Source organism: Streptomyces chrestomyceticus JCM 4735 (assembly GCF_003865135.1).
In the GTDB taxonomy this organism is placed as follows: Bacteria; Actinomycetota; Actinomycetes; order Streptomycetales; family Streptomycetaceae; genus Streptomyces; species Streptomyces chrestomyceticus.
This window is the reverse complement of record NZ_BHZC01000001.1, coordinates 6,239,764-6,260,323: the sequence shown is the minus strand read 5'-3', so window position 1 is coordinate 6,260,323 and position 20,560 is coordinate 6,239,764. Positions and strand designations below refer to the sequence as shown.

The 20,560-nt window shown below is 72.6% G+C and carries 17 protein-coding genes; 2 read left to right on the top strand and 15 right to left on the bottom strand.

Annotation, left to right across the window (positions count from 1 at the left end):
- Positions 1 to 22: 22 nt before the first annotated feature.
- The 3 genes from nadD to EJG53_RS41215 form a co-directional block, all read right to left on the bottom strand.
- Positions 23 to 652, bottom strand: a complete 630-nt coding sequence (nadD, locus tag EJG53_RS27080) for a nicotinate-nucleotide adenylyltransferase (RefSeq protein WP_050510248.1) — start codon at positions 650 to 652, stop codon at positions 23 to 25.
- Positions 653 to 704: 52 nt separating this feature from the next.
- Positions 705 to 866: a hypothetical protein gene (locus EJG53_RS41220; RefSeq protein WP_031001894.1), complete on the bottom strand. Its 162-nt coding sequence runs from the start codon at positions 864 to 866 to the stop codon at positions 705 to 707.
- A gap of 166 nt (positions 867 to 1,032) precedes the next feature.
- Positions 1,033 to 1,200: a hypothetical protein gene (locus tag EJG53_RS41215; RefSeq protein WP_167515173.1), complete on the bottom strand. Its 168-nt coding sequence runs from the start codon at positions 1,198 to 1,200 to the stop codon at positions 1,033 to 1,035.
- Positions 1,201 to 1,340: 140 nt separating this feature from the next.
- On the opposite strand from EJG53_RS41215, the gene EJG53_RS27075 reads away from it, so the two are divergent.
- Positions 1,341 to 2,468 carry a M48 family metallopeptidase gene (locus tag EJG53_RS27075; protein ID WP_125047070.1) on the top strand — a complete coding sequence of 376 codons (1,128 nt, stop codon included), beginning with the start codon at positions 1,341 to 1,343 and terminating at the stop codon, positions 2,466 to 2,468.
- Here the strand turns inward: EJG53_RS27075 and EJG53_RS27070 are convergent.
- The 11 genes from EJG53_RS27070 to EJG53_RS27020 form a co-directional block, all read right to left on the bottom strand.
- On the bottom strand, positions 2,431 to 3,549 hold the full coding sequence (locus tag EJG53_RS27070; RefSeq protein WP_125047069.1) for an SCO2583 family membrane protein: 1,119 nt from the start codon (positions 3,547 to 3,549) through the stop codon (positions 2,431 to 2,433). The genes EJG53_RS27075 and EJG53_RS27070 overlap by 38 nt on opposite strands.
- 226 nt (positions 3,550 to 3,775) lie before the next feature.
- A complete protein-coding gene (locus EJG53_RS27065) occupies positions 3,776 to 4,408 on the bottom strand; it encodes an SCO2584 family spore wall biosynthesis protein (RefSeq protein WP_125047068.1) in 633 nt (210 codons plus the stop codon).
- 149 nt (positions 4,409 to 4,557) lie between these two features.
- The gene (locus tag EJG53_RS27060; protein ID WP_031001890.1) at positions 4,558 to 5,826 is read right to left on the bottom strand and encodes a glutamate-5-semialdehyde dehydrogenase; all 1,269 of its coding nucleotides are present in this window, start codon (positions 5,824 to 5,826) and stop codon (positions 4,558 to 4,560) included.
- A 98-nt stretch (positions 5,827 to 5,924) separates the two neighbouring features.
- Positions 5,925 to 6,422 carry a hypothetical protein gene (locus EJG53_RS27055; RefSeq protein ID WP_030020521.1) on the bottom strand — a complete coding sequence of 166 codons (498 nt, stop codon included), beginning with the start codon at positions 6,420 to 6,422 and terminating at the stop codon, positions 5,925 to 5,927.
- A 357-nt stretch (positions 6,423 to 6,779) separates the two neighbouring features.
- Positions 6,780 to 7,898: a glutamate 5-kinase gene (gene proB / locus EJG53_RS27050; RefSeq protein WP_125047067.1), complete on the bottom strand. Its 1,119-nt coding sequence runs from the start codon at positions 7,896 to 7,898 to the stop codon at positions 6,780 to 6,782.
- A gap of 237 nt (positions 7,899 to 8,135) precedes the next feature.
- A complete protein-coding gene (gene obgE / locus EJG53_RS27045) occupies positions 8,136 to 9,572 on the bottom strand; it encodes a GTPase ObgE (RefSeq protein WP_031001887.1) in 1,437 nt (478 codons plus the stop codon).
- Positions 9,573 to 9,714: 142 nt separating this feature from the next.
- Positions 9,715 to 9,972, bottom strand: a complete 258-nt coding sequence (gene rpmA, locus EJG53_RS27040) for a 50S ribosomal protein L27 (protein WP_030020524.1) — start codon at positions 9,970 to 9,972, stop codon at positions 9,715 to 9,717.
- A 14-nt stretch (positions 9,973 to 9,986) separates the two neighbouring features.
- Positions 9,987 to 10,307, bottom strand: a complete 321-nt coding sequence (gene rplU / locus EJG53_RS27035) for a 50S ribosomal protein L21 (protein ID WP_031001886.1) — start codon at positions 10,305 to 10,307, stop codon at positions 9,987 to 9,989.
- A gap of 229 nt (positions 10,308 to 10,536) precedes the next feature.
- A complete protein-coding gene (locus EJG53_RS27030; protein ID WP_125047066.1) occupies positions 10,537 to 14,532 on the bottom strand; it encodes an Rne/Rng family ribonuclease in 3,996 nt (1,331 codons plus the stop codon).
- 251 nt (positions 14,533 to 14,783) lie between these two features.
- Positions 14,784 to 15,527, bottom strand: a complete 744-nt coding sequence (locus EJG53_RS27025; RefSeq protein ID WP_125047065.1) for a TIGR03936 family radical SAM-associated protein — start codon at positions 15,525 to 15,527, stop codon at positions 14,784 to 14,786.
- A 118-nt stretch (positions 15,528 to 15,645) separates the two neighbouring features.
- Positions 15,646 to 16,842 (bottom strand): hypothetical protein, encoded by a 1,197-nt coding sequence (locus EJG53_RS27020; RefSeq protein WP_125047064.1) that lies wholly within the window; start codon positions 16,840 to 16,842, stop codon positions 15,646 to 15,648.
- 247 nt (positions 16,843 to 17,089) lie between these two features.
- On the opposite strand from EJG53_RS27020, the gene EJG53_RS27015 reads away from it, so the two are divergent.
- Positions 17,090 to 18,505 (top strand): recombinase family protein, encoded by a 1,416-nt coding sequence (locus EJG53_RS27015; protein WP_244955360.1) that lies wholly within the window; start codon positions 17,090 to 17,092, stop codon positions 18,503 to 18,505.
- A gap of 47 nt (positions 18,506 to 18,552) precedes the next feature.
- On the opposite strand, the gene EJG53_RS27010 is transcribed toward EJG53_RS27015, so the two are convergent.
- The gene (locus EJG53_RS27010) at positions 18,553 to 20,481 is read right to left on the bottom strand and encodes a TIGR03960 family B12-binding radical SAM protein (protein WP_125047063.1); all 1,929 of its coding nucleotides are present in this window, start codon (positions 20,479 to 20,481) and stop codon (positions 18,553 to 18,555) included.
- Positions 20,482 to 20,560: the final 79 nt, after the last annotated feature.

Below are 20,560 nucleotides of genomic sequence, written 5' to 3'. Positions count from 1 at the left end.
CGGCGGCCGTCGGCAACAGATGTCAACGGCCGTCGTGGCCGGTCAGGTCCTCGCGGTACAGGTCGCGCTTGTCGATGTAGCGCACGACGCCGTCCGGCACCAGGTACCAGACCGGGTCCCCCTGGGCGACGCGCGCCCGGCAGTCGGTCGAGGAGATGGCCAGCGCCGGCACCTCGACCAGGGACACCGCCCCTTCGGGAAGCCCGGGGTCGGCGAGTATGTGCCCGGGCCTGGTCACCCCGATGAAGTGGGCGAGCGAGAACAGCTCCGGCGCGTCGTGCCAGGTCAGGATCTGGCCGAGCGCGTCGGCGCCGGTGATGAAGAAGAGGTCCGCGTCACGGTGCTGTTCGTGCAGCTCCCGCAGCGTGTCGATGGTGTACGTCTTGCCGCCGCGGTCGATGTCGATCCGGCTGACGGAGAACTGCGGGTTGGACGCGGTCGCGATGACCGTCATCAGATAGCGGTCCTCGGCCGGCGACACCGTCTTGTGGCTCTTCTGCCACGGCTGCCCGGTCGGGACGAATATGACCTCGTCGAGGTGGAACTGGCTGGCCACCTCGCTGGCGGCGACCAGGTGTCCGTGATGGATCGGGTCGAACGTCCCGCCCATCACTCCGAGCCGCCGCTTCACGGGCCCTGTCTGCTCTCCCATGCGTGCAGACCCTACTGGGCGCTGCGCGGTGCCGGGGTCCCGGTGCCCGCCCTCAGCGGTCCCGGTTGAAGCGGGTGGTGATCCAGAGCAGCAGGAGCAGGGCGATCAGGGCGCCGCCACCCGTGACGAACGGGTTCAGGCTCTCGTGCGCGCCGCCCTCCTGACCGCCTTCGGCGAGGGTGACCAGGTGCTGTGCGGTGGTGTGCAGGCTCATCGTCGGCAGAACCAATCCGGGATGGGGTCGGACAGAGACTTCCGCCACATCGTATGCGCGAGCTCACCCGTGTCTCACGCCGACTCCGCCGGGAGGGCGTTCGTACGCCCGTCCGCGGGGCCGTTCCGGGCCCGCGGGCGGGTGGGCCGTCCGGGAAGGGGCGGGGTCAGTCCCGGTCGTCGTGGTCGTCCTTCCCGTAATTGCGCAGCAGGACCCATGCGAGGAACACGGCGCCGAGGATGCCGACGATCAGGACGGTGCGCAGGATCCACCCCGGGCCGTCGTTCTTCGAGGTCTCCGCCGCGGCGGCGAGCAGCACGCTCGGGTTCGGCATGGCTGAAGCGCTCCCTTTGTACGGGCATGTGGGCATCTGCGGGCCCCGGTGCGCTCGCCAGCGTACGCCTGGGCATCCAAATGGCTGTCAGTGGCGTCCTCTAGTCTGAATCACACGCAGTCGAACAGGGGGAGGCCCCAATGACGGAGAGCCCAGGCGGCAGCGAGCGCGTACCGAGCCGGGACCGCAGGCGGTTCCCGGGGATCTCGTCCCGCGCCTACGAGCACCCGGCGGACCGTTCCGCGCTCGTGGCCCTGCGCAAGCTCAGCGGGTTCGACACCGTCTTCAAGACGCTCAGCGGCCTGTTGCCGGAGCGCAGCCTGCGGCTGCTGTTCCTGTCGGACTCGGTGCGCGTCAGCGACCAGCAGTTCACGCACCTCAACGACATGCTGCGGGACGCCTGTTACATCCTGGACCTGGAGAAGGTCCCGCCGATGTACGTGAACCAGGACCCGGTGCCGAACGCCATGTGCATCGGGCTGGACGAGCCGATCATCGTCCTGACCACCGGCCTGGTCGAGCTGCTCGACGAGGAGGAGATGCGTGCGGTCATCGGCCACGAGGTCGGCCACGCGCTGTCCGGTCACGCGGTGTACCGCACGATCCTGCTGTTCCTGACGAACCTGGCGCTGAAGGTCGCCTGGATCCCGCTGGGCAACGTCGCGATCATGGCGATAGTGACGGCGCTGCGCGAGTGGTTCCGCAAGTCGGAGCTGTCCGCCGACCGGGCCGGACTGCTGGTCGGGCAGGACCTGCAGGCGTCCATGCGCGGACTGATGAAGCTGGCCGGCGGCAACCACCTGCACGAGATGAACGTGGACGCGTTCCTGAAGCAGGCCGAGGAGTACGAGGCGGGCGGTGACCTGCGCGACTCCGTGCTGAAGGTGCTGAACATGCTGCCGCGCAGCCACCCGTTCACCACCGTGCGGGCGGCCGAGCTGAAGAAGTGGGCGGCCAGCCGGGACTACCAGCGCATCATGGACGGCCACTACCCGCGCAAGGACGAGGACAAGGACACCTCGGTGTCCGAATCCTTCCGTGAGTCCGCCGCGCACTACGCCGAGTCGGTGCGTACCAGCAAGGACCCGCTGATGGGCCTGGTGCGCGACATAGCCGGCGGGGCCGGGGATCTCGGCGGCAAGCTGCGGGACACGGTCTTCCGCGGCGGCTCCCGGCCCGGCGGCTCCGGGGGCACGGGCGGCTCCGGCGGCGCGAACGGGTCGGACGGCGCTAACGGTCCGGACGAGCCGGGCTCGGCTGGGAAGTAGCCGCCAGCTTCCCGCACAGCCCCGTGTTCGAACGGCCGCGGGCGTACGGGTCGGTGGCCGCCGGCCCGGCGTCCCCGGCCCGCTGCCCCGCGAGCAGCGGCCGCAAGGTGCCCGACGCGTCGGCGGAGCAGGACATCGGCCCTGCCTGGAGGCTGCTCTGCAGCACCTCCAGGCGGTGGTCGTCCAGGTCGTCGCGGCTGATCCGGAAGCGCAGTTCACGGCGGACGGTGAACAGCGAGGCGGCGGCGGCCTGTTGACCTGCCGTGGCCTTGGCACCGGCACGGGTCCCGGCGCCCGCGGGGCGTACGGCGTACGCGAAGGTGAAGTCGGCGCTCACCTCCAGCGCGTCCGCGCCGACCTCGGTGGCCGACAGGGTGCCGGTCACCCGCACATCGGTGTCGGCCAGTTCCACCTCGTCCGGGTCGAAGCGGGTCAGCCAGCCGGTGGCCGCGTGCCGCCCGTCGTCGGCCGGGTGCGCCAGACTCCGGTCGAACTGGTCGAGTTGGCCGGGATCGAGCAGCAGCCCCACCGGCCGTACGGAGCCGCCCGTCAGGGTGGCCGGGTCGATCGAGGACCGCACGAGGTAGTTCTTGGCGAGGGTCAGGGCGGAGACGACCTGGCCGTCCGAGAAGTGCTCGGTCCGCGAGACCGCGGGCAGGTTCACGCCCGCCGCGCCGATGCGGTACTGCGCCGCGGGGCTGCGCGCGAAGAGGTCGGCCGGCTTGCCGCCCGGCACGGTGCCCTCCGGCGCCAGCGGCACGACCGTGGACCGCAGCGGCTCCGCCGCCATCGGCTCGGGGGGCCGGTAGGGGTGGCGGACCCCCATGTAGATCGCGGTGCCGAAGGCGATGAGGATCAGCAGCGCGAGAAGCACGGCCTGCCGGGCGCCGCCGAGCCGTGCCCAGGCGTGCCGGGTGCGTACGGCCCGTGCGTGGTCCTCCATGCGCTCCCTCGCCGAGTACTCCTGAAGGCGTGCAGCTCGTACGAACGATTCGTCGAAGACGACGGATCGGTATTCGTCCTCTCCGCCTCCCGCGGCGCCCTCGGGGGTCCCTTCGGGAGGGTCACCAGCACCGGCCATACCACAAGAGTAGGTCTGTGGAGGCGCCGGTAAACGCCCTGGTACGGGACAAGTTCGGCGGATTCTGCCGGAGCTGTGCCCCCGCTTGCGGCGGCCGGTCCCGCTCACGGGAGCCGCCCGGCGCCCCCGGAGGGCGTACGGGCCCCGGACGTCAACTGCCGCGCGGCTCCCGGACCTCAGCCGGCACGCGGCCCCCACCGCTCAGCCGTCGCACGGCTCCCGCGTCTCAGCCGGCGCGCGGAGCGGCGGAAGCGGGCGGCGGCGTCGACTCGGCCGAGGCGGACGCCGACGGCACCAGGCTGGAGCGGACGGGCGGTACACCGTCCACCCCGCTGGTCGCGGGCGGCGGCGCCGGAGTCTGCGTGCGCCCGCCGGACGCGCCGCGGTAGACCGCGGAAAACGCGAGCGCGACCAGACCGATGCCCATGAGGACGGCGAGCACCCAGGCCACCGGGCGGTGCCAGCGGACGCTGCCGCGGTACGGGCGCAGGGCGCCGCCGTACGGGCCGTACGGTCCGTGGGGGCCGTACGCGTCCGGGTCGGCGTCCCGCTCGCGGGCGGCGCCGGTGCCGCGGCCGTAGCGCCGGCCCGTGGCACGGGACCGGCCGGCCGGGTCGTCGGCGTCCGGATCGGTGCCGTACCCCGGGCGGGCGCGGGCGGCGTCGGCCTCCGCTCGTGCCTGGGCGGCGGCCAGCATCCGTTCCACCGCGGTGGGTTCGTGGAAGCGCGCGGACCGCACGAAGTCCTCGTCGAGGACCACGGAGGCGAAGTCCTCGTCCGCTGCCCCGTGGCTCGGCTGACTGTGCTCGTCGGGCTCCTCGCCGTCCGGGAACGGCTTGCCCCCCACGTCGTCCGGCACCCGTCCAGACTAGCCCGGCCCGGTCGGTCATGGGCGGGTAGCACGGGAATTCGGCCGCGGACCGGAGCGCGGCACCGGCCCCGGCCCACGCGAGACCCGGCCCGGCCCGCGCGAGCCCCCGGCCCGCCCGGAGCCCCCGCCCCGTACCGTCAGCGCGTGTGACCGTCCCCGGTCACGATGTACTTCGTCGAGGTCAGCTCCGGCAGCCCCATCGGACCGCGGGCGTGCAGCTTCTGCGTCGAGATGCCGATCTCGGCGCCGAACCCGAACTGGCTGCCGTCGGTGAAGCGGGTGGACGCGTTGACCGCGACCGTCGTGGAGTCCACGAGCTGGGTGAACCGGCGGGCCGCCGCCTGCGAGGTGGTGACGATCGCTTCGGTGTGCCCGGAGGACCAGCGGCGGATGTGCGCCACCGCGGCGTCCAGGTCCTGCACGACGGCCGCGGCGATGTCGTACGAGAGGTACTCGGCCGCCCAGTCCTCGTCCGTGGCCGGCGCGACCAGGCCGGGACCGGCCTGCTGCCAGGCCGTGTCGCCGTGCACGATCACCCCGGCCTGGGTCAGCGCCTCCAGCGCCCGCGGCAGGAACGTCTCCGCGATGCCCGCGTGCACCAGCACCGTCTCGGCGGCGTTGCAGACGCTGGGCCGCTGCGCCTTGGAGTTGATCAGGATGTCCAGCGCCATGTCGATGTCGGCGTGCTCGTCCACGTACACGTGGCAGTTGCCGGTGCCGGTCTCGATCACCGGGACCGTGGACTCCTCGACGACCGTACGGATCAGCGAGGCGCCGCCGCGCGGGATCAGCACGTCCACCAGGCCGCGCGCCCGCATCAGCTCGCGCACCGAGTCGCGGCTCTCCCCCGGCACCAACTGGACGACGTCGGCGGGCAGCCCGACACTCGCGACCGCCTCCCGCAGCACCTCGACGAGGACGCTGTTCGTGGCGTAGGCGGAGGACGAACCGCGCAGCAGCACCGCGTTGCCCGCCTTCAGGCACAGCGCGGCGGCGTCCACGGTCACGTTCGGCCGGGCCTCGTAGATGATCCCGACGACGCCCAGCGGGACGCGGACCTGCCGCAGGTCGAGCCCGTTGGGCAGGGTGGAGCCGCGCAGCACCTCGCCCACCGGGTCGGGCAGCGCCACCACGTCGCGGACGTCGGCGGCCATCGCGGTGACCCGCTCGGGGGTCAGGGTGAGCCGGTCCACCAGGGACTCGCCGGTGCCCGCGGCCCGGGCCTTGGCGACGTCCCCGGCGTTGGCGGCGACGATCTCTTCGGTACGGGCCACCAGGGCGTCGGCGATGGCGAGCAGCGCGCCGTCGCGCGCGGTGCGCGGCTGCGGCGCCAGGACGGCCGCCGCCTCCTTGGCGCGCCGGGCGGTCTCGATGACGGGTGAGGAGTGCGCTGATTCGCTGGTCATGGCGGAAAGCGTAACCGGGCGGCGGGGCGCGGCCCGGCCACGTTCCACCTGGCGGGACGCGGCGGTCCGCCACCCGCCCGTACGGGCGCCCCCACCGCTCAGTACGGATGCACCCCCACCCGGGACGCGGGCGGCGGCCCGTACCCCTCCGCGACGCGCTGGTGGTACGTCTCCCGGTCGATGACCTCCAGGCCCACGATCTCCCACGGCGGCAGCCCGGCCGAGGAGCGGTGCTCGCCCCACAGCCGCAGGGCGACCGCGGCGGCGTCGTGCAGGTCGCGGGCCTCTTCCCAGTAGCGGATCTCGGCGTGGTCGTTGGCGTAGCGGCTGGTCAGCAGGAAGGGGTGGTCGTGGGCGAGCTGCTCCAGCGCCCGCCGGACCTCCTGGACGGGGGCCTCGGCCCCCGAGACGCTGAGGGTCACGTGCCACAGCCGGGACGCCTCGCGGCGCCCGGGCGACGGCCGCTCGGACGTCGCCCGGCCCGGCCCGGCACGGTCCCCGGACGCGGAACCGCCGGCCGGTCCGGCGGGTCCGACGCTGGTCAGTGTGCGCTCCGCCGTCCCTCGGGGCAGCGCCCCTGAGCGCCCTCGTCTCACCGGCGGCCTCCCGTTGTGCGTAGCGCTCCGCCCGTACCCACGGGGGCGGAGCCGATCGGTGCTGTCGTCCGTCACCGGCACCGGCCCGCCGCCGGACGCGCCGCCGCGTACGGACCGCCCGGGTCCCCGCGGATCGCGCTGCTCCGGGGCCCGGTCGCGGGCGGTTCCTCGGCAGTGGTCCGGCACTGCTGTCCCTCGGCGCGCACTCGCGCGCGACGGACGGCGCTCCCCGGACGCCGTCCCCGCAACAAAGTTGACCAGCCCGCGGGCCGTCGCGGGGGCATTTTCGAGAAGGTCTCCGTGGAAAGGCTGGTCTTTGGATCTTTCCTGCCACTTGTTTCCCTGTTGTGACGGCCGTCAGTGGTGCAGTACGACCAGATCGTCCCGGTGCACGACCTCGCGTTCGTACGCGGGACCCAGCTCGCGGGCGAGGTCACGGGTGGAACGGCCGATCAGCCGCGGGATCTCCCGCGCGTCGAAGTTGACCAGGCCGCGGGCGACGGCGCGGCCCGCGGTGTCCCGGAGTTCGACCGGGTCGCCGGCGCTGAACTCCCCGTCCACGGAGGCGATACCGGCGGGCAGCAACGAGGAGTGCCGTTCGACGACGGCCTCGACGGCGCCGTCGTCCAGCACCAGCGCGCCACGCGGGGTGGAGGCGTGCGCCAGCCACAGCAGCCGGTCGGCGGAGCGGCGGCCGGTGCGCAGGAAGTGGGTGCCGGTGGGGCCGCCGGCCAGGGCGTCGGCGGCGTGCACGGCGGAGGTCAGCACGACCGGGATGCCGGCCGCGGCGGCGATCCGGGCCGCCTCGACCTTGGTGACCATGCCGCCGGTGCCGACGCCGGCCCGGCCGGCGCTGCCGATCGAGACGCCCTCCAGGTCGGCCGGACCGCTCACCTGCGCGATCCGGGAGGTGCCGGGCAGGCTCGGGTCGCCGTCGTAGAGCCCGTCCACGTCCGAGAGCAGCACCAGGAGGTCGGCCCGTACGAGGTGGGCGACCAGGGCGGCCAGCCGGTCGTTGTCGCCGAAGCGGATCTCGTCGGTGGCGACGGTGTCGTTCTCGTTGACGATCGGCACGGCGCCCATGGCCAGCAGTTGGTCCAGGGTCCGGAAGGCGTTGCGGTAGTGGGCGCGGCGGCTGGTGTCGTCCGAGGTGAGCAGGACCTGGCCGACGCGGCGGCCGTAACGCGCGAAGGAGGCGGTGTAGCGGGCGACCAGCAGGCCCTGGCCGACGCTGGCGGCGGCCTGCTGCCGGGCGAGGTCCCGAGGCCGCCTGTCCAGGCCCAGGGGCGCCAGGCCGGCCGCGATGGCGCCGGAGGAGACCAGCACGATCTCCTTGTCCTGGTGCTTGGCCAGCACGTCCACCAGCGCGTCCACCCGGTCCGCGTCCAGGCCGCCGCTCGCCGTGGTCAGCGAGGACGAACCGACCTTGACCACGATCCTGCGGGCGTCCGTCACGTCCTGCCTTGCGCCTGCCACTGCCTACCCCTGTGCTCGCCTGTGCGCCGCCGCGTACGGCCGGTCCCGGGTCCGGGAGGTGCCGTACGGGTGTTTCCGTACCACCGCAATCTACGGCAGGGCGACCGGCGGGCGCCTGCCGGATTCCCACGGCCCGCCTCATCGGCCGCTGACGGCACAGCACGGCGTACGGCACGGGAAAGGCCCCGGGAGCACCGGGGGCCTCTCTCACCCACGTACGTCCACGGGACCGGACGGTCAGAACGGACGGAAGTCCTGGTACTCGTCCTCCGCCTCGTCCCGCGCCGCCTCGCGGTCGCGGCGGCGCTGCGCGGCCGGGCGCGGCGCCTCCATGCGGTGGTCCTCACCGCGCCGGCCGAGCATCTCGGCGCCCGCCGCCATCATCGGCTCCCAGTCGAAGACGACCGCGTTGTCCTCGGGGCCGATCGCGATGCCGTCGCCGGCCTGCGCGCCGACCTTGCGGAGCTGGTCCTCGACGCCGAGGCGGTTGAGGCGGTCGGCGAGGTAGCCGACGGCCTCGTCGTTGTTGAAGTCGGTCTGGCGCACCCAGCGCTCCGGCTTCTCGCCGCGGACGCGGAAGAAGTTCTCGCCCTCCGGGGTGACCGTGAAGCCCGCGTCGTCCACCGCCTTCGGGCGGATGACGATCCGGGTGGCTTCCTGGACGGGCTTGGCGGCGCGGGCCTCGGCGACGATGCCGGCCAGCGCGTACGACAGCTCCTTGAGGCCGGTGCGCGCGACGGCCGAGACCTCGAAGACGCGGTAGCCGCGCTCCTCCAGGTCGGGACGGATCATGTCGGCGAGGTCCTGCCCGTCCGGAATGTCGATCTTGTTGAGGACGACCACCCGCGGCCGGTCGTCCAGGCCGCCGTACTGGGCCAGCTCCGCCTCGATGATGTCGAGGTCGGAGACCGGGTCGCGGTCGGACTCCAGGGTCGCGGTGTCCAGCACGTGCACCAGCACCTCGCAGCGCTCCACGTGCCGCAGGAACTCCAGACCCAGGCCCTTGCCCTGGCTGGCGCCGGGGATCAGACCGGGGACGTCCGCGATGGTGTAGACGGTCGAACCGGCCGTGACCACGCCGAGGTTGGGCACCAGGGTGGTGAACGGATAGTCGGCGATCTTCGGCTTGGCGGCCGAGAGCACCGAGATCAGCGAGGACTTGCCGGCGCTCGGGTAGCCGACCAGCGCGACGTCCGCGACGGTCTTGAGCTCCAGCACGATGTCGCGGGCCTCGCCGGGCTCGCCGAGCAGCGCGAAGCCGGGGGCCTTGCGGCGGGCGGAGGCCAGCGCGGCGTTGCCGAGGCCGCCGCGGCCGCCCTGCCCGGCGACGAAGGTGGTGCCCTGGCCGACCATGTCGGCGAGCACATTGCCCTGCTTGTCCAGGACGACGGTGCCGTCCGGGACGGGCAGGACGAGGTCCTGGCCGTTCTTGCCGGCGCGGTGGTCACCGGCGCCGGGCTGGCCGTTGGTGGCCTTGCGGTGGGGGTGGTGGTGGTACTCCAGCAGCGTGGTGACGTCCTGGTCGACGACCAGGATCACGTCGCCGCCGCGGCCGCCGTTGCCGCCGTCGGGGCCGCCGAGCGGCTTGAACTTCTCGCGCATCACGGAGGCCACGCCGTGGCCTCCGTTACCCGCGGCGACATGCAGCTCGACGCGGTCCACGAAGGTGGTCATGGTGGGGATGCCTCCAGATACGACGGAATTGTCTCTGTACTAACACGCCAAGGGCGGACCGGCCTTCCCGCGTACTGCGGGGAGAGGCGGTCCGCCCTCGGAGTGGTGCTGCTGAGCTATCGCTCGATGCCGAAGTGGTGGGTCACTCGGCGATCGGGACGATGTTCACGACCTTGCGGCCGCGGTGGGTGCCGAACTGCACCGCACCCTCGGCCAGGGCGAACAGGGTGTCGTCGCCGCCGCGGCCGACGCCCGTGCCCGGGTGGAAGTGGGTGCCGCGCTGGCGGACCAGGATCTCACCGGCGAGGACGGCCTGACCGCCGAAGCGCTTCACGCCGAGCCGCTGAGCATTGGAATCGCGACCGTTCCGAGTGGACGATGCGCCCTTCTTGTGTGCCATGTCTCCTCAGTCCCTTACTTCGCCGGCGAGTCGATGCCGGTGATCTTGATCGCCGTGTACTGCTGGCGGTGACCGATCCGCTTGCGGTAGCCGGTCTTGTTCTTGTACTTCAGGATGTCGATCTTGGCGCCCTTGTGGTGGTCCACAATCTCCGCCTGGACCTTCACCCCGGCCAGCACCCACGGGTCGCTGGTAACCGACTCGCCGTCGACGACGAGCAGCGTCGAGAGCTCGACCGCGTCGCCCACCTTGCCGGCAGAAATCTTGTCAACCTCGACGATGTCACCGACAGCAACCTTGTGCTGACGGCCACCGCTACGCACGATTGCGTACACGCGGATCTCACTCTCTCGCTAGATACGGGACCACTGATGCCAGCCGCCCACACGGGTTCGAGACGATCCCGTGAAATCCGAATGGACGAGCGGCCTCCCCCGGCGGACCGGGAGGTGTTTGCTCAGGGGTTTGGCGTACTACAGACGCCGACGGTCAAGGTTACGGGGCCTTGACCTGGGGGTCAAACCGGCCCCGGGCACGTACGGCCCGGGGCACGGTCCGCCCCGCTCAGTCCTCCGTCGAAGCCGACACCGACGCGGCCGGGGCCTGCTCGGCGGCGGCGGTCTTCTTGGCCGCCGCCTTCTTCGTCGTGGCCTTCTTCGCGGTGGTCTTCTTGGTCGCGGCCTTCTTGGCCGGGGCCTTCTCCGCCGCGGCCTTCTTGGCGGTGGTGGTCTTCTTCGCCGCCGCCTTCTTGGCCGTGGTGGTCTTCTTGGCCGCCGTCTTCTTCGCGGGCGCCTTCTTGGCCGCCTTCTTCGCCGCGGTCTTCTTGGCGGGCGCCTCCTCGGCGGCCTCCTCGACGGCCTCGGCGGCGTCCGTGCTCACGACGGCGTCGCTGCTCGCGGCAGCCTCGGCGGGAGCCTCCACGGCCGGTTCGACGGCCTCGGAGACCGCTTCGGCGGCCGGCTCGGGCGCGGGCTCGGCGGCCGGCTCCGGTGCGGCTTCCGCCGCCGGGGCCTCCTCCGCGACCTTGGGCGAACCCGCGGGAGCGGTCGCCTTACGGGTCGCACGGCGGCGCGGACGGGCCGGCGCGGGCTCCGCGGCCGGTTCCGGCTCCACGACGGGCTCCGGCTCGGCGGCCGGCGCGGGCTCCGCGGCCTCCACCACGATCGCGGCGGCCTCGGACGCCTTGGGCGCGCCCGCCGGGGCGGACACCTTGCGGCTGGCGCGACGGCGGCCTCGGCCGCGTACGCCGCCTGCTGCCGCCTCGGCCTCCGCCGGGCTGCCGAACCACTCGTCGCTGCCGTCCACCGTCGGCTGCAGCTCCGCCTCGGTCACCGCGACGGGCTCCAGCTCCGGGTGCTCACCGGCCCGCGCGCTCTCCGCGTCCTGGTGCTCGTCGTGGTGCTGGTGGTCGTGCTGCTGCTGGTCCTGGCCGGAGCCGCCGCCCTTGCCCTTCTTCTTACGCTTGCCGCCGCCACCGCCGGCCGAGGACGGCTGGTCCATGTGGACGATGACGCCGCGGCCGTTGCAGTGCACGCACGGCTCGGAGAAGGACTCCAGCAGGCCCTGGCCGACCCGCTTACGGGTCATCTGGACTAGGCCCAGCGAGGTGACCTCGGCGACCTGGTGCTTCGTACGGTCGCGGCCCAGGCACTCCAGCATCCGCCGCAGCACCAGGTCCCGGTTGGACTCCAGCACCATGTCGATGAAGTCGATGACGACGATGCCGCCCAGGTCGCGCAGCCGGAGCTGGCGCACGATCTCCTCGGCCGCCTCCAGGTTGTTCCTGGTCACGGTCTCTTCGAGGTTGCCGCCCTGACCGGTGAACTTCCCGGTGTTGACGTCGATGACGACCATGGCCTCGGTCTTGTCGATCACCAGCGAACCGCCGGACGGCAGCCAGACCTTGCGGTCCAGCGCCTTCATCAACTGCTCGTCGATGCGGTACGTCGCGAAGACGTCGACGTCCGAGGTCCACTTCTGGAGGCGGTCGACCAGGTCCGGCGCCACGTGCGAGACATAGCCGTGGATGGTCTGCCACGCCTCGTCACCGCTGACGATGACCTTGGAGAAGTCCTCGTTGAAGATGTCGCGGACGACCCGGACGGTCATGTCGGGCTCGCCGTACAGCAGGCTCGGCGAGCTGGTGGAGCCCGCCTTGGCCTTCTTCTGGATGTCCTCCCACTGCGCCTGGAGGCGCTCCACGTCGCGGCGCAGCTCGTCCTCGCTGGCGCCCTCCGCGGCGGTACGGACGATGACGCCCGCGTCCTCGGGGACGATCTTCTTCAGGATCTGCTTCAGCCGCGCCCGCTCGGTGTCCGGCAGCTTGCGGCTGATGCCGGTCATCGAGCCCTCGGGCACGTAGACCAGGTAGCGGCCGGGCAGCGAGACCTGGCTGGTCAGCCGGGCGCCCTTGTGGCCGATCGGGTCCTTGGTGACCTGCACCAGCACGGACTGGCCGGACTTCAGCGCGGTCTCGATGCGGCGCGGCCCGTTGGCCATGCCGAGCGCCTCGAAGTTGACCTCGCCCGCGTACAGCACGGCGTTGCGGCCCTTGCCGATGTCGACGAAGGCGGCCTCCATCGACGGCAGGACGTTCTGCACCTTGCCGAGGTAGACGTTGCCGACGTACGAGGTCGCCTGCTCCTTGTTGACGTAGTGCTCGACGAGCACGTCGTCCTCCAGGACGCCGATCTGGGTGCGCTCGCCGCTCTGGCGGACGACCATCACACGCTCGACGGCCTCGCGGCGCGCCAGGAACTCCGCCTCGGTGATGATCGGCACCCGGCGGCGGCCCTGCTCGCGGCCCTCGCGGCGGCGCTGCTTCTTGGCCTCCAGACGCGTCGAGCCCTTGATGGACTGGACCTCGTCGGACGGCTCGTCCTTCTTGCGGGGCTCGCGGACCTTGACGACCGTGCGCTCCGGGTCGTCGCCACCCTGGGCGGCGTCCCCGTCGCCGAGGTCACCGCTGCGACGGCGGCGGCGCCGGCGCCGGCGGCTGCTGCTGGAGCCGCCGCCCTGCTGGTCGTCGTCGTCCGAGGCGGGCGCGGCCTGCTCGGCCTGCTCCTCCTCGGCGGCCGGCTGACCGGCGTCGGACGGCCGGTCCTCGGGCTGCTCGTCGCTGCCGTCGGCGGCCTCGCCACGACGGCGGCGGCGGCCTCCGCGACGGCGGCGGCGGGAGGGGCGGTCGCCCGACTCGTCGTCGCCCTGCGCGCTGTCGCGCTCGTCGTCGGCGTCGTCGTTCTCGTCCTCGTCGGCGTCCTGCGCCTCCTGGACGGGCTTGGCCTGCTCCGCCTTCGGGGCGGGCGCCTGCTCGGCCGCGGGCTGCTGCTCGGGCTCGGCGGCGGCGCCCCGGCGGCGACGGCGGCGGCCGGACGCGGGCTGTTCGTCCTGCTCGGCGGCGGGCTCCTCGGCGGCCTGCTCGGCCGCGGCGGCCGCAGCCGCGGCGGCGGTCTCCGGGGTCTGGAACATCGGCTCGGTGAAGACCGGCGCCTGGAACACGGCCGTCGGCGGACGGCGGTCACGGCGGCGGGAGCCGCGGGTGGGCTCCTCCGGCGCGGTCTCCGCCTCGGCGCGCTGCTCGGCGGCGGGCTGCTCCTGCTGCGGGGCCTCGGCCGCACGGTCGGTACGACGGCGCGAGCGGCGGCGCGGGGCGTCACCGGAGGCGGGCGCCTCGGCGGTCTCGTCCCCGGAAGCGGCGGGCGCGGCGTTCTCCGCGGCGTCGCCCGCCTGCGGGGAGCCCGTGGGGGCGGTGGCCTTACGGGTGGCGCGGCGGCGCGTACGGGCGGGCTTGGTGTCCTCGGCGGGGGCGGCCGGAGCCGCTGCCGGGGCCTGCGCCGCGGCGGTCTCCTCGGTCTCCTCGTCCTCGGCCTCGGCGTCCGCCTGGGCCGGGGCGGCCGCCTGCGGCTGCTCGGCGGCGGACTGCGGCGAACCGGCGGGCGCGGTGGCCTTACGGGTCGCACGGCGGCGCGTACGGGCGGGCTTGGCGTCGTCGGACGCGGCGGGCGCCTCGGCGGCGGGCACGGCGGCCTGCTCACCGGACGCGGCCTGCGGCTCGGGGGCAGGCGTCCCGGCGGGCGCTTCGGCGGCCGGCGAGCCTGCGGGGGCGGAGGCACGGCGGGTGGCGCGGCGGCGGGGGCGGGCGCTCGGCGCCTCGTCCTCGGCGGCCGGCTGCGTCTCCTGCGGGGCCGGCGCGGCGGCGGGCGCCTCGGCGGCGGCCGGCGCGGCCTCGGCCGCCTGCGGGGAGCCCGCGGGGGCGGTGGCCTTACGGGTGGCACGGCGGCGGGTGCGCGCCGGCTTGGCGTCGTCACCGGAGACGACCGTGGAGGCGGCGCCCTGGTCGTCCGGCGCGGCGCTCGCGGCCGCGCTGCCGGTGGTTCCGGTGCCGCTGTCCGCGGTCACCGGGCTCCCGGCGGCGGCGCTCGCCGCCCCGGAGGGCGGGCCGGCCGGCCGGGAGGCGGCGCGGCGCCGGCGGCGCGGCGGCAGCGTGTCGCTGGGGGTGCCGCCCTCGGAGGACTGCTCCGAAGGGCCGCTGGGTTCGTTGGGCTCAATGGGTTCGAGCATGCGGGCGGTTCTCCCGTCACGCTCCCGGGCGCCGCGCCTGATTCCGGACGCGGCCCGCCGGTGCTGCACGGTGCCGCCCTCCGGGGCGCGGGCGCCGCACGGGAGCTGTCGTCTCGCTCGCCGGGCCCGTAGGTCGGGGACCGGCGAAAGTCTGCTGGTCAGTGCGTCTGCCGGGCCGGGGTGGCTCCCTGGCTGATCGGCGACGCGACGACGGCGGTCCTGTGACAGGACCGTCCGGCGCCTCGCGGCACTCAGCCGGTGGCCGTTGTTGTGCCGGCCTCGGCAGCGTCGCGGTCGGGCGCGAGCGGGTCGGTCACCGCGCCGGTCTCCTCATCGAGCAGCCCCTGCGCCAGCCTGGTCACCGCTGCGGGGACCGGCGGCGCCAGGTCGGCCGTAGCTCGGAGGCCGGACAGGACGTCGTCGGGTCGTACGGCAGGTGTCAAATGCCGAACAACCAGCCGCAGTATCGCACAGGCTTTGCCGTCCGGCCTATCGCCCTCCGGGGCGACGGCTTCCAGGCGGGTGACCGCGCCGCGCGCGTCGAAGGTCCGCATGCCGTTCTTCGTACGGCGTTCGACCTGTACTTCTTCGGCGGCGAGGAACATCTCGGCGGCCCGGGCCGCCTCGGCGGGCTCGACGCCGTCGAGCCGCAGCTCCCACACCGACGCCTGCAGCCGGTCGGCGAGGCCGGAGGTACGGGCCTCCACCGCGTCGGTGATGTCCAGACCCGTCGGCAGCGACTCGTTCAGCAGCTCCCGGAGCATGGCCGGATCGCGGCGCTCGGCGAGCTGGATCTCCAGGTACTCGGCCTCGCTGCCCGTACCGGTCGGCGCGGCGTTGGCGTACGAGACCTTGGGGTGCGGGGTGAAGCCCGCCGAATACGCCATGGGGACCTCGGCGCGGCGCAGCGCCCGCTCGAAAGCGCGCTGGAAGTCGCGGTGGCTGGTGAACCGGAGGCGGCCGCGCTTGGTGTAGCGCAGTCGGATGCGCTGCACCGCCGGTGCGGGCGGCGGGCCTTCGGGCTGTCGCTTGCCCAGTGTTACTTCTCCTTGGTGTGAGGGCGCTGCCGGACGTCACCCCGCGCGGGGCGGGGACGGTCCGTCCGGATGACGCCTACCCGGCGTCGCCCGGTCCGGGCCCCCGCCCAGGCGAGGACACGTCGCGCCCGGACGTCTTACCTAGAGTACGTGCCGGCGGTACCGCGGGTTCCCGCCGGGGCTGCGGCACCGCGGCGCGCTCCGGTTGTCGCGGTGCTCCGAACAGGGCCCGGCGGAGGTCGGCACGGGTCTGCCGTACGGACTGCCGGGCGGCCGCCAGCGCCTCCCGCACGGACCGGCCGGCCGCGCCCGCCGCGCGCCGCACCGGGCGCCACAGGCCGTCCCGTACGGCATGGCCCACCGGGGTGAGGACGGTGCGGTACATCCAGCGGAACGGCTCGACGAAGATCCACCGCAGGAGTGCGCCGAGGGCCCGGCCGACGGCCCGCGACACGTACCCGGCCACCCGCCAGCAGTGCCCGAACGCGGCACCGGTCTCGCGTACGACGACGGTCACGGCGGCGCCGACCGCCCGGCCCACCGGGGCGAGCACGTACTGCCACACCGCGACGGCCGGTACGACGACCGTCCACCGTACGAGGGCGGCGACGGCGGCCACGATGCCGCGGGCCGTCCAGGCGATGCCGTGCCCGATGGGAGCCAACACGTACCGGTAGCACCATTGGGCGGGGAGCACGACCAGATGCCGGCCGAGCCAGGCCAGCCCCGCACCCAGCCCGCGCACCAGCCGGGCGAAACCACCGCCGAGCCACCTGAAGGCGTGCCCGACCGGCGTGAGCACCCAGCGGTAGACCCAGAGCGCCGGCACCACGACCAGCTGCTGGACCAGCCAGGCGACGGCCACCCCGACCGGCACCAGCACATACCGCCCCAGAGCAACCCAAGGCCAGTAGAAAACCGCCTTGCCCAGCCAGGCCAGCGCCGTACCGAAAGCCCGCACGGCCCACGCGATGCCGTGCCCGACCGGCGTGAGGACCCAGCGATACACCCAGGCCAGCGGCGCGACGACGAGGAGATGCCCCAGCCAGGACAGCCCGCGCCCCACAGGACGCAGCACCCCACGGTGCAGAGCCCGCCCACAGGCCGCGAGCACGTCCCACACCATGCGCACCGGCACCACAACCACCAGCACGACCATGCGCACCGGCAACCGGACCACCCGCGTCAGACACCCCTCACCCGGCGCGTAAGGCTCAGGCACCTGACGCTGTTCACGCTCCTTGGACAGCGACGCCCCACCCGTGGACTCCATACGGTTTTCTCCCCCTCGCACCCGATATGGGCACTGCCGCGCACATGCCGCGGCCCGGAACGCTTGCTTACTTGACGACGTTCATCCGCAGCGACTTCTCGCTCGTCGGGCCGATCTGGAAGCGCGTGTCCATCTGCGACGGATGGACACACGTCACATCCAAGGCCACCCTTTCCTCGTTGGTGAGCTTATGACGAAGCAGGGGACACACGAGCCGCGGACCCGCGTCGCGGACGTGGTTTGGAGAATGACTGACCTGCAGTTGCTGGGAGAGTTAGAAGAGGAGGAGAGACGGCTTCCACCGGACGCGCCACGGGCCCTCCTGTCCGTGCGACTGTCCGTCCTCACGGCCGAGACCACTTCGCCCGTCCGGCAGGAACTCGACCTGCGCGTCCTCGCACTGGAAAGGGGCTACCGGGTCGTCGGCGTCGCCCGCGACCTGAATGTCTCCGCGACCAAGGTCCCGCCGTGGAAACGCACGCAGTTGGGGCACTGGCTCAACGACAGGGCGCCGGATTTCGACGTCCTGCTCATCTGGAGGCTCGACCGCTTCATCCGTCGGCTGACCGATCTGAGCACGATGACGGACTGGTGTCTCGGACACGGCAAGAATCTGGTGTCCCTGCACGACACGATCGACCTGTTGAGTCCGGCCGGCAGAACCATGGCCGGGCTCATCGCGGGCATCGCCGAACTGGAGACGGCGGGGAACAGCCGTCGCGTGACGAGCCTGTGGGGTTACACCAGGGCGCAGCCGGACTGGTTGGTCGGCAAGCCGCCGTACGGCTACGCCATCGATGACCGCGGCACGCTGGTCATCGACCCGAAGGCGTACCGCGTGCTCCGATGGTGTCTGGGCGCCGCGCGTCGTGGCGTGTCGGCGCGCCGCATGACCGCCGTGCTCACGCGGGCCCGGATCCCCACCGGGGGCGGTGGAAGCTGGACCACCTCCACGTTGTTGCGCAGGCTGAGAAATCCGGCGCTCAGGGGACTCCGGGTCCAGGAGGACAAGAGCGGCGGTATCCGCCGATCGAAGATCGTCCTTGGCAGGGACGGCAATCCGGTCAAGGTGGCGGACTCCGTCTTCACGGAAGCGGAGTGGCAGTCCCTCCAGGCGGCCCTCGACGCGCGTACGAAATCCCAGCCGCCTCGGAGGACGGGCGGCGCGACCGAGTTTCTGGGCACCCTGTTGTGCGCCGACTGCGGCACGAACATGACCGTGCACCGAACGCAGACAAAGCGACGCGCTTACGCCTACCTGCGCTGTCGCAGTTGCCGGAGCGGCGGTCTGGGCGCTCCGGACCCCGAGGCTGTCTACGCCCGTCTGGTGGACGCTGCCACCGGGGCGTTCGGCGCGGAACCGGTCAGGGTGCGGGAGTATCCGCCCGCCGTGGACCGCGATCCGCAGTGGTCCCTCGAAGGCGGCACCGCGGAACGGGGCCGTTGGGTCGTGGTCGACACCGGCGACACCTTCCGTGACCGTTGGAAACGTCACGGCCGGGAGACGGTGGCCGAGGACCTGCGACGGGCAGGCGTCACCTGCGCAGTGCACCGGAGCAAGGTCCCCGGGGTCAGAGCGCCCGAGGTCCGGCTGGAACTGGTCATCCCGGATGACATCGGGGAACGCCTCGTCATCAAGAACGACGCGTTCGCGGGCCGATAGGAACGGGTCTCCCCTGCCCCGGGGCAGGGGAGACCCGTCGACAGGTACTACTTGTTGACGACACTCAGCGGCAGCAGCTTCTTGCCCGTCGGGCCGATCTGGATGTCGAGGTCGAGCTGCGGGCACACCCCACAGTCGAAGCAAGGAGTCCAGCGGCAGTCCTCGACCTCGGTCTCGTCGAGGGCGTCCTGCCAGTCCTCCCAGAGCCAGTCCTTGTCCAGGCCGGAGTCCAGGTGGTCCCAGGGCAGGACCTCCTCGTACGTGCGCTCGCGGGTGGTGTACCAGGCGACGTCGACGCCGTACGCGGGGAGGGTCTCCTCGGCGGCCTTCATCCAGCGGTCGTACGAGAAGTGCTCGCGCCAGCCGTCGAAGCGGCCGCCGCCCTCGTAGACGGCGCGGATGACGGCGCCGACGCGGCGGTCGCCGCGGGAGAGCAGGCCCTCGACGATGCCGGGCTTGCCGTCGTGGTAGCGGAAGCCGATGGAGCGGCCGTACTTCTTGTCGCCGCGGATCTTGTCGCGCAGCTTCTCCAGGCGGGCGTCGGTCTCCTCGGCGCTGAGCTGCGGCGCCCACTGGAAGGGGGTGTGCGGCTTGGGGACGAAGCCGCCGATGGAGACGGTGCAGCGGATGTCGTTGGAGTTGGCGACCTGGCGGCCCTTGGCGATCACGTTGACCGCCATGTCGCCGATCTGCAGGACGTCCTCGTCGGTCTCGGTGGGCAGGCCGCACATGAAGTACAGCTTCACCTGCCGCCAGCCGTTGCCGTAGGCCGTGGCGACCGTACGGATCAGGTCCTCTTCCGAGACCATCTTGTTGATGACCTTGCGCATCCGCTCGCTGCCGCCCTCGGGCGCGAAGGTCAGTCCCGAGCGTCGGCCGTTGCGCGTCAGCTCGTTGGCAAGATCGACGTTGAAGGCGTCGACACGGGTCGACGGCAGCGACAGACCGATCTTGTCTTCCTCGTACCGGTCGGCGAGGCCCTTGGCGATGTCGCCGATCTCGGTGTGGTCCGCGGAGGACAGCGACAGCAGGCCGACCTCCTCGAATCCCGTGGCCTTCAGGCCCTTGTCCACCATCTCGCCGATGCCGGTGATGCTTCGCTCCCGCACGGGGCGCGTGATCATGCCTGCCTGGCAGAAACGGCAGCCGCGGGTGCAGCCACGGAAGATTTCGACCGACATCCGTTCATGGACGGTCTCGGCCAGCGGGACGAGCGGCTGCTTGGGGTAGGGCCACTCGTCCAGGTCCATGACGGTGTGCTTGGACACCCGCCACGGGACGCCGGAGCGGTTCGGCACGACGCGCGAGATGCGCCCGTCGGCCAGGTACTCCACGTCGTAGAACTTGGGGACGTACACGCTGCCGGTCTTCGCGAGGCGGAACAGCAGCTCGTCGCGCCCGCCGGGACGGCCCTCGGCCTTCCAGGCGCGGATGATGTCGGTGATCTCCAGCACGGCCTGCTCGCCGTCGCCGACCACCGCACAGTCCAGGAAGTCGGCGATCGGCTCCGGGTTGAACGCCGCGTGGCCGCCCGCGAGGATCAGCGGGTGGTCCTCCGTACGGTCCTTGGCCTCGATCGGGATGCCCGACAGGTCCAGGGCGGTGAGCAGGTTGGTGTAGCCCAGCTCGGTGGAGAAGGAGACGCCGAGGACGTCGAAGGCGCTGACCGGGCGGTGCGCGTCGACGGTGAACTGCGGCACGTTGTGCTCGCGCATCAGCGCTTCGAGGTCCGGCCAGACGCTGTACGTGCGCTCGGCCAGCACCCCCTCGCGCTCGTTGAGGACCTCGTACAGGATCATGACGCCCTGGTTGGGCAGCCCGACCTCGTAGGCGTCCGGGTACATGAGCGACCAGCGCACATCGCAGGCATCCCAGTCTTTGACGGTGGAGTTGAGCTCTCCACCGACGTACTGGATGGGCTTCTGGACATGCGGGAGAAGCGCTTCCAGGCGCGGGAAGACCGTCTCGACAGGCATCGCGGCGTCTTTCATGAGCTGGCAGGGGTGACCATCCAGCGTACCCCGGGAAAGCGGCCCTGTTGACGGGGACCGCCCT

What these genes read in the sequence shown, in the direction of transcription:
- nadD (WP_050510248.1), bottom strand. Translation starts at nt 652, where the DNA reads ATGGGAGAGCAGACAGGGCCCGTGAAGCGGCGGCTCGGAGTGATGGGC.
- EJG53_RS41220 (WP_031001894.1), bottom strand. Translation starts at nt 866, where the DNA reads ATGAGCCTGCACACCACCGCACAGCACCTGGTCACCCTCGCCGAAGGC.
- EJG53_RS41215 (WP_167515173.1), bottom strand. Translation starts at nt 1,200, where the DNA reads ATGCCGAACCCGAGCGTGCTGCTCGCCGCCGCGGCGGAGACCTCGAAG.
- EJG53_RS27075 (WP_125047070.1), top strand. Translation starts at nt 1,341, where the DNA reads ATGACGGAGAGCCCAGGCGGCAGCGAGCGCGTACCGAGCCGGGACCGC.
- EJG53_RS27070 (WP_125047069.1), bottom strand. Translation starts at nt 3,549, where the DNA reads ATGGCCGGTGCTGGTGACCCTCCCGAAGGGACCCCCGAGGGCGCCGCG.
- EJG53_RS27060 (WP_031001890.1), bottom strand. Translation starts at nt 5,826, where the DNA reads ATGACCAGCGAATCAGCGCACTCCTCACCCGTCATCGAGACCGCCCGG.
- obgE (WP_031001887.1), bottom strand. Translation starts at nt 9,572, where the DNA reads ATGACCACCTTCGTGGACCGCGTCGAGCTGCATGTCGCCGCGGGTAAC.
- rpmA (WP_030020524.1), bottom strand. Translation starts at nt 9,972, where the DNA reads ATGGCACACAAGAAGGGCGCATCGTCCACTCGGAACGGTCGCGATTCC.
- EJG53_RS27030 (WP_125047066.1), bottom strand. Translation starts at nt 14,532, where the DNA reads ATGCTCGAACCCATTGAGCCCAACGAACCCAGCGGCCCTTCGGAGCAG.
- EJG53_RS27020 (WP_125047064.1), bottom strand. Translation starts at nt 16,842, where the DNA reads ATGGAGTCCACGGGTGGGGCGTCGCTGTCCAAGGAGCGTGAACAGCGT.
- EJG53_RS27015 (WP_244955360.1), top strand. Translation starts at nt 17,090, where the DNA reads ATGACTGACCTGCAGTTGCTGGGAGAGTTAGAAGAGGAGGAGAGACGG.
- EJG53_RS27010 (WP_125047063.1), bottom strand. Translation starts at nt 20,481, where the DNA reads ATGCCTGTCGAGACGGTCTTCCCGCGCCTGGAAGCGCTTCTCCCGCAT.